Source organism: Myxacorys sp. (assembly GCF_059501405.1).
Genome location: NZ_JCACCM010000024.1, coordinates 1 through 16,094, shown reverse-complemented (window position 1 = coordinate 16,094; position 16,094 = coordinate 1). Strand labels below are relative to the sequence as shown.

Genomic DNA, 16,094 nt, shown 5'->3' with positions numbered 1-16,094 from the left:
ACGCAGTACCCCTGACGTTTAGTTAAACTCATCCGCGCCAATCTCCATTTTATTGACTGGGCGACGTTCACCAAAGAAATCGGCCGTCACATCGCTCCGCGCCGCACCCTGGTCGATCGCAGCCGATCCGTTCTGCACCTTGTAGTCTACCGCTTGGAATCCGCCTGCGTTGACCAACATTGGATCGCCATTGATGTCGCTAGAACTTGCCGCTTTGCCTGCCGCACCGCCAAACCACAAATTGTGATCGAGCGCTACCTCAGAACTCGGCTGCATATCTGCCATCGGTTTACCTTTGGTTTGGTAGAAAATGTTGTTTGCGATCGCAGTATTTTGGTGGCTACCACTAGAAATTCTCAGCATTGTTTCCGTTCCTCCATAGAAGGTATTGTTGACAACCTGCGAATTTTTCATACCGCCGCCTTTACCGTAGTTGGCGTATTCAAATCCTGCTAATGTGCCAGCTACAATGTTATTGCGTACGATATTGCGATCGGATGGATTTGAATCACTTCCATAGTCTTCGTTTGCCATCCGAATTCCAGATGCAGGCTGAGGAATTCCAGATGATTTACGGAAGTAAGTTGCGTTGCCACTATTGTAGACAAAGTTATTCTCTACAACAGAGTTTGTAGCATTGTCTAAATACAGTTCGACGCTGTAATTGTCGTGAACCACATTATTTGCAATTCGCACATTATTAGAAAGAGTCCCTGTGATTCCTTCTCCATAATTTTCATAGACCTGATTATTGGTCACCACGGCTCCATCGGTGCGAGACATCGTAATGCCTGACCCCCAATTGCCACTGTCCCCGCGATTGCTATTCTTGAGATTGGTGTGGTAAACAACATTTCCATCTACCCGCACATCTGCCGACCCAAACATGTTGGGCGCATAGCTAGCAATTCCCGTATCGTTTGTATCATGAACGATGTTATTGAGAATGCCGAGGTGACGCCCTCCCCACGAGATCACACCCATTTTGGTGTTGCGGATTTCTAGCCCTGCAACATCAACATACTGTCCTCCGACTGAAACCCCCACAATGTCACGTTTCTCACCATCCAAAATTACCTTTTCATCTTGGTATGGGCGAATCACCAAATGAGAACTTGCAGACCCATCGTTGTAGTCTCCAACCCAGATCGTGTCGTTCAGCGTATGCGTTCCGCCCCGCAAGAAAATGTTGCCGCCTTGGCCATCAACAATCTTACCAACCGCCGCTTGAACCGTTTTCAGCGGTTTGTCGATCGTGCCTGCATTCTGATCGCTGCCATCGGTAGCAACAAAATAAGAAGGCGCAGAACTGCTCGATACAGGCAGAGCAGAGGAAAGTGCTGCCGTGCTAGAGGTGGACAACTCTGACTTAGGCAGAGCATTTGTCGAATAGTCAGTGGCATTCGTATTGAGAGGTTGAGAAGACTGAGTAGATAACATCATAAAGACTCCTTGTATGAAATACCGGGGTAGAGCACCTTGAGGAGCATGAAGTTCTCTCACTGAATCACGTTGACCAATTACTCGTGTAATCAGCCAAATGACTCAGCAAAAAAGTTGCTGGTTTAGAAGAAATGGAAAAATTGAACGAAACCTTTGTTATCTCGAAAACGCGACAATAATGTGATGAACGCAACACACTAAGTCTGGCAACACACTAATTCTTGATGGCGATATCCCACGATCACCTGGAACACGTGTTTGAAACGGTCACACCCCATTGATTAGACGCGTACTACTGAAACCTGATTTGTGTAAATTGAAGCGGTGGATGCACGGGGCTACTGTAAAAGGAAAGTAAAGCGTCACAACAATCGAGTGTGCTACTTCTATTTGTGGACACTCCTATTGGTTCAAGCCCTTCTCTCCAAAAGATTTTCTTCTCAGTCCAGATTTTATTTATGGTTTATGGAACCTTGTGCGCTGAAAACCGTCCTCATAACAAGCAGAGTCTTACTGTGTCGCCGACGAAACGATTCTTTGCGCGGAACTATTTATTGTTTTTGGCTGTAAGAAATAAAGACATTCATGTAACTGAATGTCTCTTAAGTGATTAAGCCGAATTTGAGCAACTTACTCCATGACAATTTAGTAACTGTGCCTGTATCAATTTACACTGGCTTCCCGATATGCTGTTTGCCATTAAAGCTCCATATCGCCTTTTAAGGAATAAAATCTGTCCTGAAAGCACGCTACGCTAAGAAGTAGCACTTTAAGTAGACAAATCAAAATCAATAGATAAACGCAATGACTCCGATCAAAGAAGTATTTGCAGAACTCGACTGGGACGATCCAGAGACTGCACGAAAGAAGCGAGATGAACGAATTGAAGCGCTACAAGCAACCGGACTAGTCTGTACTGCCGAAGATCTTTACCGAATTAATGATGGGCGACGGGTGTTTATGCTGACCGCATCCCGCCCTGATCCGATCAGTGATACACCGACTGAAGATGGGGATGGATTGGGTCGTCCGTCCCATCGCGCTCGTCCTCAGCGTCGAGGCGATTCGCACTCGCGCAGACGGGATGCCTCTGACCCTGGCAGAACCAGTCGTCCACTTCCTAGCTACGAAACTCGTTAGATCAAGCATCTTTAGAAGGCAGTGAGGGCAGCGGACGGGGCTCACCATATCCGCCCCCTCCAGGTGTTTCAATCACCAGCACATCTCCTGGATGCACTTGCACTTGTGCTTTACCATCGAGCGATTCAATAGTAGAATTTTCGGCGCGATCGCTAGAATTGCGCCGAAGATAGTTTCGCCCCACTTGTCCAGGGTTGCCTCCATGCAGTCCAAACGGAGGCACAACGCGATGACCCGACAAAATAGCGGCAGTCATGGCGGCGCGGAACTGAATTTGACGAATCACACCGTTTCCGCCCGTATGGAAACCCTTTCCTCCACTGTTAGCCCGGATCGAGAAGCGCTCTAGCAGGACAGGAAATCGCCATTCTAGAACCTCGGGGTCAGTTAAGCGAGAATTGGTCATGTGAGTTTGAACGGCATCGGTTCCATCAAATGTAGCACCCGCACCAGAGCCACCGCAGATGGTTTCATAGTATTGGTATTGATGATTGCCAAACGTGAAATTATTCATTGTGCCTTGCGATGCCGATAGTATTTCTAACGCGCCATACAAAGCATTGGTAATTGCTTGTGAGGTTTCAACATTTCCAGCTACGATCGCAGCAGGATAATGTGGATTGAGCATACAGCCTTCTGGAACAATAATCTCTAGCGGCTTTAGACAACCGGCGTTGAGAGGAATATCATCGTCTACTAGCGTCCGAAAGACGTAAAGAACAGCGGCCTTACAAACGGCGAGCGGCGCGTTGAAATTGTTGGGCTGTTGAGGAGAGGTTCCTGTGAAATCAATTTTGGCAGTGCGATCGGTAGAATCGATGCTGACAGCAACCTGAATTTGGCTGCCATCATCCATTTTGTAAGTAAAGCTGCCGTTTTTGAGGGCATCAATTACCTGCCGCACAGCCGCTTCAGCGTTATTTTGCACATGCTGCATATACGCTTGCACCGTTTCTAAACCGAAGTGTGCAACCATGTTTTGCAGTTCGTGTACGCCTCGTTCGTTAGCAGCAATTTGTGCTTTGAGATCAGCTATGTTTTGTGCAGGATTGCGAGCCGGATAAGAATGATTTGTCAATCGATTTAGAATATCTTGTTCTTGAAATTCACCCTGCTTAACTAATCGAATGTTGTTAATCAGAACACCTTCTTGATCGATCGCTGTACTGTTAGGAGGCATTGATCCAGGAGTGATGCCTCCCACGTCTGCGTGATGCCCTCTAGAAGCGACAAAAAATAATGGCGTGGCAGAATTAGTTGCGTTGCTATTTGCGAATACAGGAGTAATTACCGTGATGTCAGGTAAATGAGTTCCGCCATTGTACGGGTTATTTGAAACGTAAACATCTCCTGATTTGAAGGCGTTGCTGTAATCGTGAATTAAACTGATCACGCTTTCGCTCATCGAACCGAGATGAACCGGAATATGAGGCGCATTTGCGACAAGCTGACCTTGACGATCGAAAATAGCGCAAGAGAAATCTAGGCGTTCTTTAATGTTGACAGAGGAGCTAGTGTTTTGCAACGTAACGCCCATTTGCTGCGCGATCGCCATAAACAAATGATTGAAGATTTCGAGAAACACCGGATCAGGAGTGTGGAGACTGGAGCATAGGATCAGGGATTGAGCAGTGGTATGGGTCTTGCGGAGAACAAGATGCCCATCATTCGCGATGGCTTCCCAGCCAGGTTCAATCGCATTTGTGCCTGTGGATTCGATCAAAATAGCAGGACTGGAAATGCGATCGCCAGGACGTAGATCCTCCCTACGAAAAATAGGCGTGGGCTGCCAACGATTACCAATGTAGGCCTGTACGGTTGCAATGGGTTCGAGCAGACCAGTTCGAGGGGTTGAAATATCTGGTTCCGTTGGTAAAGCTGTTGTCGAAATGACTTCTGTAGAGATCGCTTCAACAATGAGTTTTTTATTAGGTGAAATAAAACCAAAGCGTTGTTGATGAGATTCTTCAAATTGATGAATCATTTCATCTAAATCGTTCATCTTTACGATCAAGGCTGAATCGGTTCCGGCATATCGTAAATGAACTCGTCGAACAATTTCTGTCGTCGTTGCGCCTTGCTGATTTAATTCAGTTTCTGCGTCTTCAACGAGTTGCGCGATCGCTTGTTCCAATTCCATCATCACCGTATCAGATAGATCTTTCTCGATGGCGCGTTCTCGCAACACTCGCTGGTCTGCAAGTCCCATTCCATAGGCTGAAAGAACGCCTGCATACGGATGTAAAAAGATTTGAGAAACGCCAAGCGTTTGAGCGATCGCACAGGCATGTTGTCCGCCTGCCCCGCCAAAACAGCAGAGTGTGTATTCGGTAATGTCATAACCCCGCTGAACAGAGATTTTCTTAATCGCACTTGCCATTTTTTCGACCGCGATCGCTAAGAATCCCTGTGCTACATCTTCAGGTAAAACGCTCTTTCCCGTTGCTGCTTCGATTTCTGCGGCTAACTCAACAAACTTTTCTTGAACAATTTTAGAATCGATCGGCAAATCTCCTGTCGCTCCAAACACGTTTGGAAAGAATTCGGGCTGTATTCGCCCCAGCAGGACATTGCAATCAGTCACGGTCAGCGATCCTCCCTTGCGATAACACGCTGGACCCGGATGTGCGCCCGCCGATTCTGGACCCACTCGATAGCGAGCGCCATCAAACCGCACAATCGAGCCACCCCCCGCCGCTACCGTGTGAATTGACATCATCGGCGATCGCACTCGAACGCCTGCCACTTCGGTTTCAAACGTGCGCTCATATTCGCCGTTGTAGTGAGCAACATCAGTCGAAGTTCCGCCCATATCGAAGGTGATAATTTTACGAAATCCAGCGCGATCGCTCGTCTGCGCTGCACCGACTATTCCTCCTGCCGGACCTGACAGAATGCTGTCTTTCCCCTGAAAAAATTGAGCATCGGTTAAGCCGCCGTTGGACTGCATAAACAACAATCGCGGTCGAGCGGTTGCAGACTGATCTAGCTCGTTAGAAATTCGATTTACATAGCGTCGCAAAATTGGAGACAGGTAAGCATCTACAACTGTCGTATCACCGCGACTGATCAACTTCATGAGCGGGCTGACTTGGTGAGACACCGAAACTTGAGCAAAGCCGATTTGATGGGCGATCGCGGCAACCTGCTGCTCGTGTTGCGGATAGCGGTAGCCATGCAGGAATGCGATCGCACACGAGCGAATGCCCAAATCAAACGCGGCTTGCAATGCTAGCGTCAATCGCGCTTCAGCATCGGATGAAATCGATAAAAGTTCCTCACCTTGAGCGCTATAACGTTCTTCAACTTCAATAACTTGCTCATATAACATTTCTGGTAACACAATTTCGCGAGCAAAAATATTCGGACGATTTTGGTATCCGATTCGTAATGCATCTCGAAAGCCGTTGGTAATTATTAGAAGCGTGCGATCGCCCTTGCGTTCTAGTAGTGCATTCGTGGCGACTGTCGTTCCCATTTTGATGGCTTCAATCTGCCCTGACGGAATGGGTTGATCAGATGCGATTCCAAGCAACTCTCGAATACCTTGTAGTGGCGCATCAGCATAGCGTTCTGGATTCTCTGACAGTAGTTTATGAATTACCAGAGAGCCATCGGGTTTTCGAGCCACAATATCGGTAAACGTACCGCCGCGATCGACCCAGAATTGCCAACGAGACATGAGCTATTCACCTGGAAGAATAGGCTTATTGTAATCTGCACATTCGATGACAAAGTGTTCTCAAACGGAGACTATTAATCTAATAGAACCAAATCCTAAAGGTATTGAGCTTGCCCTAAACGTCATGAATTTAAGTCAACAGGCTTATTCGGGCAATCCTTCAATATTTGCGCGATCGCGACGAAATAGCATAGAACACTGTGCCAACGCATCAGCCCTGACCAGAATTATGATTTGGCAGCAGTTTGCTAAGAAGCTGATTGACGTAAACTTGACCGTACACACCAGCCTGCAAATTAGATTTTTGAACGATCGCAGAACCAGGGTCAGCTTCTTTGAATGGTTCCTCTGAAACAAATTCTTTGGTCTCTGATTCTGCTTTAGACTCTGATGTTGAAAATTGTCTCGGCTGACCATTTTCAGAAAATGGTTCCGATTTCTTCGGAAATGGTTCCGATTTCGGCTGTCCGTTCTGGAAAAACGGTTTAGCAGAGGCTTCTGAACGATCGTCCCATGGGTCAGACGGTTCTGACTCCGGGGCAGCATCAGACTCCGCACAGATTAAAGAACTAGGAGGAATCATTGCGCCAGAGCCAATGTCGTGATTGAAAACAGTCGTGGCAGAACCAATGCAAGCGCGATTGCTAACCGTCATCGCGCCTACAATTAACACGCCCGCCCCAATCATCACTCCTTCTCCAATACTGAGGGTTCCGCCACTCGCATGAATGACCGAACCCATGCCGATACAGACCCCAACACCAATTACAATTCGGCTATCAGGATCTGCTTGCAGCAATACACCCGGCGCGATCGCTGCCCCTTCCCCAATCGTAATATCACCACTCTTATAAGAGTGAGTCGTACTAATTGGATGCAGTTGTGGGGGCGGAGAGTGCATCATAAATTACACCATTTTGGAGTTCGGAAGTTTAAGTTCAGATTCTAGAGTTGCGATTGGCTCTGCCAAGCTCCAAGCTCCAAAACCCAAACTTAAACCTCACTTCTTGGGTTGCTGAATCAGCACTTCCGCCACCCGCCGTTTGCTGTTCGGGTCGATGCCAATGATGCGGACATACTCGCCAGGGTGCTGCGCTAATGTTGATTCAATCTTCGCGATCGCATCTGAATCTCGATGCGCCTGAACACTAGCTGCCGTCTGCCAAGAACTCGTCTTATAACGACGCTGATCGGCATATTCTAAGCCGATCCGGTAGCCTTGATTGACGAATTGACGGATTTGATTCACCGCATCTGAGTTCAAGCGACCACTGCCATTCGAGGAACTATTCTGATGCCCTGAGGACGCTCCATAGCTTGATTGGCTGTGGTGAGACTGGCTGCGGTTAGATCCACTGTAGCTAGAAGCTGAGCCAGAAGATGCCCCGTTAGCAGAGGCAGGCTTACCCGGACGCTGAATAATCGTTTCCGCCACCCGCTTTTTCGCTTTTGGATCAATGCCGACAAGCCGAACGTAGTGTTTCTGATGTTCTGCTAGGAACGAGTTCAGGGCGTTCATCACCTGAGCCGCTGAATTGCCACGCATCACTGGAGCGGTTTGCCAAGAACTGGCTCTAAAGTGACGTTCATCTGCGTATTCCAAACCAATCGTAGCGCCTTGAGCCACCAGATGATTCACTTGCTCAGCGATACCACCCCCAAGAGCGGCGCCACCAGAAGCATTGCCGCCGTGAGATCTACCATAATCAGCGCCTCCTCCGGATGAGGATGCCTTTGTGTGCTGCGTCACCTGCTTGTTACCGGGGCGTTGAATAATCGCTTCTAAAATTCGGCGCTTCACTTTCGGATCAATGCCGATCAAACGGACATACTCACCCTGGTGTTCCGCCATGCACGCTTGCAGTCCAGCAATCACCGCCGATTCGTTTGTGGCGCTAATCGGGGTGCAGCTTTTCCAGGAAGACGTCTGGAAGCGACGCTCATCCGCGTGTTCCATACCAATCCGTCCGCCTTTCGCTAACACTTGCCGCACTTGAGCCGCGATCGCCGGATCAAGTCCGCCGCGATGGCTGTTATCAGGCGTGTACAACGGAGGCCGAGTGACCGTGGAATTCTTGTAAGACTGGGAGGAGTACGATCCGCCGTTAGACGAAAGCTTGGCAGGGGCTTCACCCGGACGCTGAATAATGGTTTCAAGAACCCGTCGCTTCACTTTTGGATCGATGCCAATTAAGCGGACATACTCGCCTCCGTGTTCTGCCAGACAAGATTGTAATTCTGCCAAAACCGCAGACTCATTGTTGGTCTGAATTGTCGCGCAACTTTTCCAAGAGCTAGTTCGAAACTGACGCTGATCGGCGTGTTCTGTCCCGATCCGGTAGCCCTGCGCCAGCAATTGCCGAACATGGTTAATAATTTCGCCGTTCATAGTTGATCCATTGGTAGCACTACTGGAGGCAGTGGTTTGCTGTGTACTAGTTGATTTTTTTTCGTTGATCGGGCTAGTGCCATTCGTAGTTTCGGCGCAGTAATAGCCCGATTCCGAAGGGAGCTTGCCCTGCACTCCCGAAGGGAGATTGTCTTGCAGTCTCGACACTTGATTGATGCCTCCCACATGGGCAGCAAACGCGCGATCGCGATCGCGAACATCCGGCAATCGGTCCGCTTGCTCTTGAGTTGTAATGATCGCCCCTGACGGCACAAGCTTGCCAGACGGCACTTCCACATCCTGAATCAGGACGTGCATCATCACCACGCACCCATCGCCTACCCGCGCATTAAAAATAGTCGAACGAAAGCCGATGAAACATTGATCGCCAATATAGGCAGGTCCGTAAACTAATGCCATATGAGCGATCGAGGTGTGATTTCCAATCCAAACCGAGTAGGAATGGTCATCATCTCCGATCACTCTGCCCTGCTCTAAACCACGAATCAACACCCCGTCTTGCACATTGGTGTGTTGACCAATATGAAACGGATTCCCCTGATCGGCTCGAATTGAAGTTCCGGGCGCGATCAGGACATTTGCGCCAATTCGCACATCGCCAATAATGTTAGAAAACGAATGAACGTAAGCTGTCTCATCAATTTTCGGCTCGGCTAAACTGCGCGAAGGCGTAGGCGGAGCCGCATTCCGGGCTGCCATAACAAGATCTCCTAACTGAAGCCTAATGCACTGTATTTCCCGCAGAGAAACGATTACGCAGAAAACGAAGCGGTTAGCGCAAGGCGCAATACCGAAGGCGCAACTCCCAAATCAACCTGAAGGTCAGAAAGCTATTTCTCGCCCTCGATTCATCATCGGAGCGCACTCATCACCCTAGGTTTGACAAATCGCTCCGATGCATAAATGACCAAAGGAGCGAATCAGAAATTGCGGACTAGCCTTCTGTCGCGATCGCTATAGAACCTGGCAGAACCAATCGCACATGACGAAGGGTTTCTAGTACTGCGTTCCCTTGTTGTACAACGAGCGATTATCCACGCTCACCGTGTCGATAATGCCAATCACCGCCGCATCAACGGGGCGACTTTCACTACCAGGAACCTGACGGGCAGCACTGCCCCGACTGACTAGAACCCATTCATCAATGCCTGCGCCAACATTGTCAGCCGCTACTTCATAAACCGGAAGTGGCTCTCCCGCATCGTCTAAGAGTTGCACCAGTAGAAACTTGACTCCTCTTAAACTCGGCTCCTTCTGCGTACTCACAACGGTTCCGCGAACTTTCGCAATTTGCATCAGGCGTTACGGACGGTTAAGAGGGCGAATTCCGCTGACGCTCTCACGGAACGGCTCAACAGCTTCCGTGTAGCGAATAGGTAGAACGTACTCTAGGTTCTCGTGAGGGCGAGCAATGATGTGTGTAGACAAGACTTGTCCGCCGTTAACGCGCTTTACGTTCTCGATGCCAGCTGCAACCGATGCCTGTACTTCAGACACGTCGCCCCGAACGATCACCGTGACGCGACCGCTTCCAATCTTTTCATAACCGACCAAGGTTACGCGAGCGGCTTTTACCATCGCGTCCGCCGCTTCTACCACGGCAGGAAATCCTAGAGTCTCGATCATGCCAACTGCAATAGCCATTGTGAAATTCTCCCTTCCAATCTGTAAAAGATGATCTTGAAATTAAACGAACTGCTAGTCGCTAACTGCTACTAGCCATTTAACTACGGAACTGCTCGACCGCTTCGGTATATCGAATCGGCAATACGTATTCTAGGTTCTCGTGGGGACGCGCGATGATGTGAGTTGACACTGTTTCGCCGCCGTTAACTCGCTTGACCGCTTCCATCGCAGCCGACAAAGACGCCTGAACTTCAGATACGTCACCTCGAATGATCACCGTGACGCGACCGCTCCCAATCTTTTCGTAACCCACCAGCGTAACGCGAGCGGCTTTTACCATCGCGTCTGCCGCTTCCACGACACACGGGAACCCCCGCGTCTCAACCATTCCCACAGCAATGGGCATCGGAAATCTCCTGATAAGTGAAACTAATCATACCAACCCACGTTGCTATTTCAACGGGATCGCCCATGATGTAAAGGTTTGTTAAGCTATCTCTACCTTCTCTATTAAGAATAAGACCGACGTTCACACTTGACAATATAAAGTTCAATGATACTTGCAAATTTGACCAATAAGGGAGTCTGATGAAAGCGCGATCGCGCTATTGTTTCCTACTGATCCGTTTGTTACCCGTTCCCAGAGTAGACGGGATCATTCGGCAGTAATGAAGAAGCGCTGACCGATTAAACACCTGATAGGGTGCAGTTTTTCATTTTGTAAATCAACATCTTTTTCAATCATAAGTTACATTTATATATAAACATTTACTTCTTGCTACGATAGGAGCTATCTATCTCGCGAGTTTTACATTTGCTCAAATTAGACGGTAAGCTGAATCTTAAGAAATTCAAACAAAATTTGTTGGTAACTTCTCGATAGTCATAACACCAGTAAGTTATCTCCCTGAGGTCTCGCTTGAGCTTGGGGAATGGTTTTGGCAGTTTTATTTAGTTAGGGCAAGGGGAGGCTTCATTGCATCAGTTCCTCATTAATACAAGTTGGTGGGTTCCCTGTTATGGGCTTCTAGCCGCGATTTTGACTCTGCCATGGGCAGTTGGGCTAATTCGCAGAACAGGACCCCGACCCGCTGCTTATTTAAATATTTTGACTACCGCGATTGCGCTTATTCACGGGACACTTCTGTTTAATGCGGTTTGGGGACAGCCGCCACAGTATCTCCAGATTCAGTGGTTTCAAGCAGCTGGGCTAGACCTCTCGTTTGCACTGGAGCTTTCGTCCATTAGTGTAGGCGCGATGGAACTAGTGACAGGATTAAGCCTGCTAGCTCAGGTATATGCTCTGGGATATATGGAAAAAGACTGGGCACTAGCTCGATTTTTTGCGCTGATGGGATTTTTTGAAGCGGCAATGTGTGGAATTGCGTTAAGTGACTCACTGCTGCTCACCTACGCTCTGCTGGAGCTGTTGACGCTCTCCACATATTTGCTGGTTGGATTTTGGTACGCACAGCCCTTGGTTGTAACGGCAGCCCGAGACGCTTTCCTAACGAAGCGTGTGGGAGATATCCTACTGCTAATGGGCGTTGTTGCGCTGTCTACGTATTCGGGCAGTCTTAATTTTTCGGATTTATACCAGTGGGCAGAAACCGCTCAGCCGACTCCTCTCATCGCCGCCTTGATTGGATTGTCGCTGATTGCCGGACCAACCGGAAAATGCGCTCAGTTTCCATTGCACCTATGGCTCGATGAAGCAATGGAGGGGCCTAATCCCGCTTCGATTCTACGAAATTCTGTTGTGGTCGGATGCGGCGCATTCGTGCTGATCAAGCTTCAACCCATTATTGTATTATCGCCAATTGCTTCAGGCGTGACAATTGCGCTGGGAACGATGACGGCGATCGGAGCATCGCTTGTTTCTCTCGCCCAAATTGATATTAAACGAGCGCTGTCCCACTCTACCAGTGCATACCTTGGATTGGTGTTTATTGCGGTTGGCGTCGGCTGGACAGATTTCGCGTTGATTTTGCTGTTTGCCCACGCGATCGCAAAAGCTCTCTTATTCATGAGCGTTGGTTCAATCATCCTGACGACAACTTGCCAAGACCTAACCGAAATGGGCGGCTTATGGAAGAAAATGCCTGCAACAACAGGGGCATTTGTCGTCGGATCGGCGGGGCTAATTGGATTATTTCCCTTGGGTGGCTTCTGGGCGCTTCAGCGAGGCATCGAAGATTTCTGGGTGGTTGCACCGTGGTTGGTCACCGTTATTTTGTTGGTGAATGGACTCACAGCACTTAGTCTCACACGAGTCTTTCGGTTGGTCTTTCTAGGGGAACCCCAACCTAAAACTCGCCGCGCTCCAGAGGTTCCTTGGACAATGGCAGTCCCGATGGTGACGCTGATCGTGCTAACGCTTATGATTCCGGCGATTCTAGACAAATTAACGCTACTGCCAGCGTTTGGCTTAGTCAATGTGCCAGGAGTGGTATTACTGGTTAGCTCTGGATTGGCAGGCTGTGTAGTGGGGTCTTTGATGAGGCTCAACCATATGTGGACACGCCCGGTTCAAGCTCCGCTCAGATTTTTGCAGGATATGCTGTCGTATGACTTCTATATCGATCGGCTCTACCGGATCAGCGTTGTTCTGGTCGTCAGTTTGATCTCTCGCTTTAGTTCGTGGTGCGATCGCTATGTGATTGATGGATTTGTCAATCTGGTTGGCCTAGCGTCGATCTTTAGTGGAGAAAGTCTGAAGTACAGCGTCTCTGGTCAGTATCAAGCTTATATGCTGACCATTCTGACGGGAGTTGCACTACTAGGAGCAATCCTAACCCGATCGTTTTGGTAAACCCTACTTTCAATTTCTGTCTACTCTAGGTTGTCTATGCTTAGTGCCCTGATTTGGATTCCGATCTTTTGTGCGGCGGTGATCGGGTTGTTGCCTGCTTCGGTATCGTCTAGCCGCTTGCGATCAATTGCCATTGCCTCGATCAGCATTGTCTTCGCTTGGTCGTTGTACATCGCCAATCAATTTGATGTCATTGATATTGGCCTCCAGTTCCAAGAAGATATCCCTTGGCTGGACTCTTTAGGCTTGACCTACCGACTGGGAATTGATGGGCTATCGTTGCCGTTGGTAGTTCTGAATAATTTGCTGACGATCGTTGCGCTGTGGTGTAGCGATACGTCCATCCAACGTCCTCGATTGTATTATTTGCTGATTTTAATTATTAACTCTGCCGTAGCAGGTGCCTTTTTAGCGCACAATTTGCTGCTATTTTTCTTGTTTTATGAATTAGAACTAATTCCGCTTTATTTGTTGATCGGAATTTGGGGTGGCACAAGACGAGGATATGCAGCAACAAAATTTCTAATCTACACGGCGATTTCCGGCATCTTGATTCTGATGTCCTTCTTGGGGCTGGTTTGGCTGAGCGGCTCGAACACGTTTGAATACAATCCATTAATGTCTCAAGGATTGCCGCTCACAGCTCAAATTATCTTGTTGGGAGGAATCTTAATTGGCTTTGGAATTAAGATTCCGCTATTCCCGTTTCACACTTGGCTGCCCGATGCTCACGTTGAAGCTTCGACGCCGATTTCGGTGCTACTGGCAGGTGTTCTTCTAAAATTGGGAACTTACGGACTGATCCGGTTTGGCTTAGAACTGTTCCCACAAGCGTGGTCAGTATTAGCCCCTTGGCTGGCAGGGTGGGCCGTGGTGAGCGTGCTGTTTGGGGCATTCACCGCGATCGCGCAAACCGACATGAAGAAAATGGTTGCCTACAGTTCGATCGGGCACATGGGATTTATTCTATTAGCCGTCGCTGCCGCAACGCCGATTAGTTTGCTGGGAACCGTCTTTCAAATGGTGAGCCACGGTTTAATTTCTGGTTTGCTGTTTGTGTTGGTCGGCGTCGTCTATAAAACGACTGGAACCCGCGATATCAACATTCTGCAAGGTTTGCTGACACCAGAACGCGGACTGCCGATCATTGGAAGCTTGATGGTAGCTGGGGTGATGGCAAGCGCTGGAATTCCGGGCATGACGGGCTTTATCTCAGAATTTTTGATTTTCCGAGGCAGCTTTGAGGTGTTTCCTGTGCAAACGCTGCTCTCAATGGTTGGAACTGGCCTAACCGCCGTCTATTTTCTGTTACTCGTCAATAAAGTATTTTTTGGTCGATTGCCAGATGCGTTGGGAAATTTGCCGCGAGTCAGTTGGTCAGAGCGCTTGCCCGGATTTGGGCTGGCGTTGATCATTGTAATTTTAGGACTGCAACCCAACTGGATGGTGCGTTGGATAGAAACGACAACCACGGCTGTAATCAACGATTTCACGACAGTCGCCGCCCATCTACCCAATCCTAAAACTGTAGATCTACCGCTCACGCCAGCAGTATCTGAGAATCCTTTACCCGTTCGGCTAAACTAATTCGTCCGTTTATTTAGGAGAAGCTATGGTTAGCACCCGTGCGCGATCGCAGCACCGACTGGCTGAAATCATTGAGACGTTAGAATCTGGTGGGGCGCTATTGCCCGATTCGGAGGAAAACGTTCTCGAAGTGGTTGGCATTCTCAAGAGTTATGCTGTTGTTTTAGATGCTTACTCGAACAATCTTAACTACATTGCTGAGCATCAGTTTTTAGTGTTGTTTCCGTTTTTCAAATATTTTAATGGAGACGTTTCAGCTAAGAAGCTGTTTCAGCATTGGTGGCACGATCGCTTTAATTACGAGTTTGCTGAATACTGCATGAAGGCAATGCTTTGGCACGGCGGTGGCGGATTAGACGCCTACTTGGACACGCCCGAATTTGTTGCCTTGGCGCAAGCCGCGATCGGGGCAAAGCTCAAAGGAAATCTGCTGATGCAAGGGTTATCTAAAGCATTCCCAGAATTTCTAATCGAGCAAGTTCGGCTGCTGGCGTATTACAGTGGGCTGGGCCAATTCTGGCGGGTCATGAGCGATATCTTTACGGAACTGAGCGATCGCTATGATGCGGGAGAAATTTCGTCGATTCCAGAGGTTGTCGCCTTAGTGAAAGAGGGATTGGTGAAGAGCGCTAGTCTGCCCATTACCTATACCGTGAACATCGACGGTAAACCCTATGACATCCTTCCAAAATCAGCAGGGCTAACCTTCTTGATGGACACAGCCGTTCCTTATGTGGAAGCTGTTTTTTTCAAATCATTCCCCTTTATGGGAACCGTTTCCTACAACGCTCAGGCAAGAGCCATCCCTTCAGAACCCGAACGCTTCTCCTATGGCGTGCTTTATGCCGATCCATTGCCAGTCGGCGGAGCGGGAATTCCGCCCACGCTATTGATGCAAGATTTACGCCATCATGTGCCGGAGTATTTGCATCAGTTCTACCGCCGTTCGTTGCGGGGCGAGGAAGATTTACGGGTGATGATTTGTGTAAGTTTTCAAAAATCGATGTTTTGCGTCACAACTGCGGCAATTCTAGGGTTAGCACCTCATCCAATGGATACAGAAGATCCGCAGGAACAAAAAGCCAATCGAAAATATTTAGAGGGATGGATGGATAAGTTAGTGGATTCGCGCATTGCCTATGTACAAGTTTGTGAAATGTAATGCGCAGTGTCGCTGGATGCAGACGAAATTCTTGTCATAAGGGTATTGTTGTCCCTGGATAGTGCGTCGCTTCTGGTACGACCGATCCTTTGGAGCTTGGCAGAGCCAATCGCAGTCCCTATTCTAAGGGAACAATTGAAATGCAGGCTCATGCATTCCAAACTCTAGGGTTGGATCTATAGCGCTACGCGAGTACGTTAGGACAATGCCTGAAGGCGGCATCGACACAATC

Annotated in this window: 11 protein-coding genes; 4 read left to right on the top strand and 7 right to left on the bottom strand. The window is 48.6% G+C overall.

The window, feature by feature from the left end:
• Positions 1-18: 18 nt before the first annotated feature.
• On the bottom strand, positions 19-1,443 hold the full coding sequence (locus AC5I6P_RS02395; RefSeq protein WP_495692160.1) for a right-handed parallel beta-helix repeat-containing protein: 1,425 nt from the start codon (positions 1,441-1,443) through the stop codon (positions 19-21).
• Between the two features lie 804 nt (positions 1,444-2,247).
• On the opposite strand from AC5I6P_RS02395, the gene AC5I6P_RS02390 reads away from it, so the two are divergent.
• Positions 2,248-2,583 (top strand): hypothetical protein, encoded by a 336-nt coding sequence (locus tag AC5I6P_RS02390; protein WP_495692159.1) that lies wholly within the window; start codon positions 2,248-2,250, stop codon positions 2,581-2,583.
• A gap of 1 nt (position 2,584) precedes the next feature.
• On the opposite strand, the gene AC5I6P_RS02385 is transcribed toward AC5I6P_RS02390, so the two are convergent.
• The 6 genes from AC5I6P_RS02385 to AC5I6P_RS02360 form a co-directional block, all read right to left on the bottom strand.
• On the bottom strand, positions 2,585-6,265 hold the full coding sequence (locus AC5I6P_RS02385) for a hydantoinase B/oxoprolinase family protein (RefSeq protein WP_495692158.1): 3,681 nt from the start codon (positions 6,263-6,265) through the stop codon (positions 2,585-2,587).
• A gap of 211 nt (positions 6,266-6,476) precedes the next feature.
• On the bottom strand, positions 6,477-7,169 hold the full coding sequence (ccmN, locus tag AC5I6P_RS02380; protein WP_495692157.1) for a beta-carboxysome scaffolding protein CcmN: 693 nt from the start codon (positions 7,167-7,169) through the stop codon (positions 6,477-6,479).
• 96 nt (positions 7,170-7,265) lie between these two features.
• The gene (gene ccmM / locus AC5I6P_RS02375; RefSeq protein WP_495692156.1) at positions 7,266-9,374 is read right to left on the bottom strand and encodes a beta-carboxysome scaffolding protein CcmM; all 2,109 of its coding nucleotides are present in this window, start codon (positions 9,372-9,374) and stop codon (positions 7,266-7,268) included.
• 297 nt (positions 9,375-9,671) lie between these two features.
• Positions 9,672-9,971, bottom strand: a complete 300-nt coding sequence (gene ccmL, locus AC5I6P_RS02370) for a beta-carboxysome shell vertex protein CcmL (protein ID WP_495692155.1) — start codon at positions 9,969-9,971, stop codon at positions 9,672-9,674.
• 6 nt (positions 9,972-9,977) lie between these two features.
• On the bottom strand, positions 9,978-10,319 hold the full coding sequence (locus AC5I6P_RS02365; RefSeq protein WP_017290237.1) for a carbon dioxide-concentrating mechanism protein CcmK: 342 nt from the start codon (positions 10,317-10,319) through the stop codon (positions 9,978-9,980).
• Between the two features lie 79 nt (positions 10,320-10,398).
• The gene (locus AC5I6P_RS02360; protein ID WP_162423611.1) at positions 10,399-10,707 is read right to left on the bottom strand and encodes a carbon dioxide-concentrating mechanism protein CcmK; all 309 of its coding nucleotides are present in this window, start codon (positions 10,705-10,707) and stop codon (positions 10,399-10,401) included.
• Positions 10,708-11,277: 570 nt separating this feature from the next.
• Here AC5I6P_RS02360 and AC5I6P_RS02355 point away from each other — a divergent pair.
• From AC5I6P_RS02355 to AC5I6P_RS02345, 3 genes are read left to right on the top strand one after another with little or no spacing between them, the layout of a single operon-like run.
• Entirely contained in the window at positions 11,278-13,113 is a 1,836-nt protein-coding gene (locus AC5I6P_RS02355) for an NAD(P)H-quinone oxidoreductase subunit F (protein WP_495692154.1), read from the top strand.
• Between the two features lie 36 nt (positions 13,114-13,149).
• On the top strand, positions 13,150-14,700 hold the full coding sequence (locus AC5I6P_RS02350; protein WP_495692153.1) for an NADH-quinone oxidoreductase subunit M: 1,551 nt from the start codon (positions 13,150-13,152) through the stop codon (positions 14,698-14,700).
• A gap of 25 nt (positions 14,701-14,725) precedes the next feature.
• Entirely contained in the window at positions 14,726-15,862 is a 1,137-nt protein-coding gene (locus tag AC5I6P_RS02345; protein ID WP_495692152.1) for a CO2 hydration protein, read from the top strand.
• Positions 15,863-16,094: the final 232 nt, after the last annotated feature.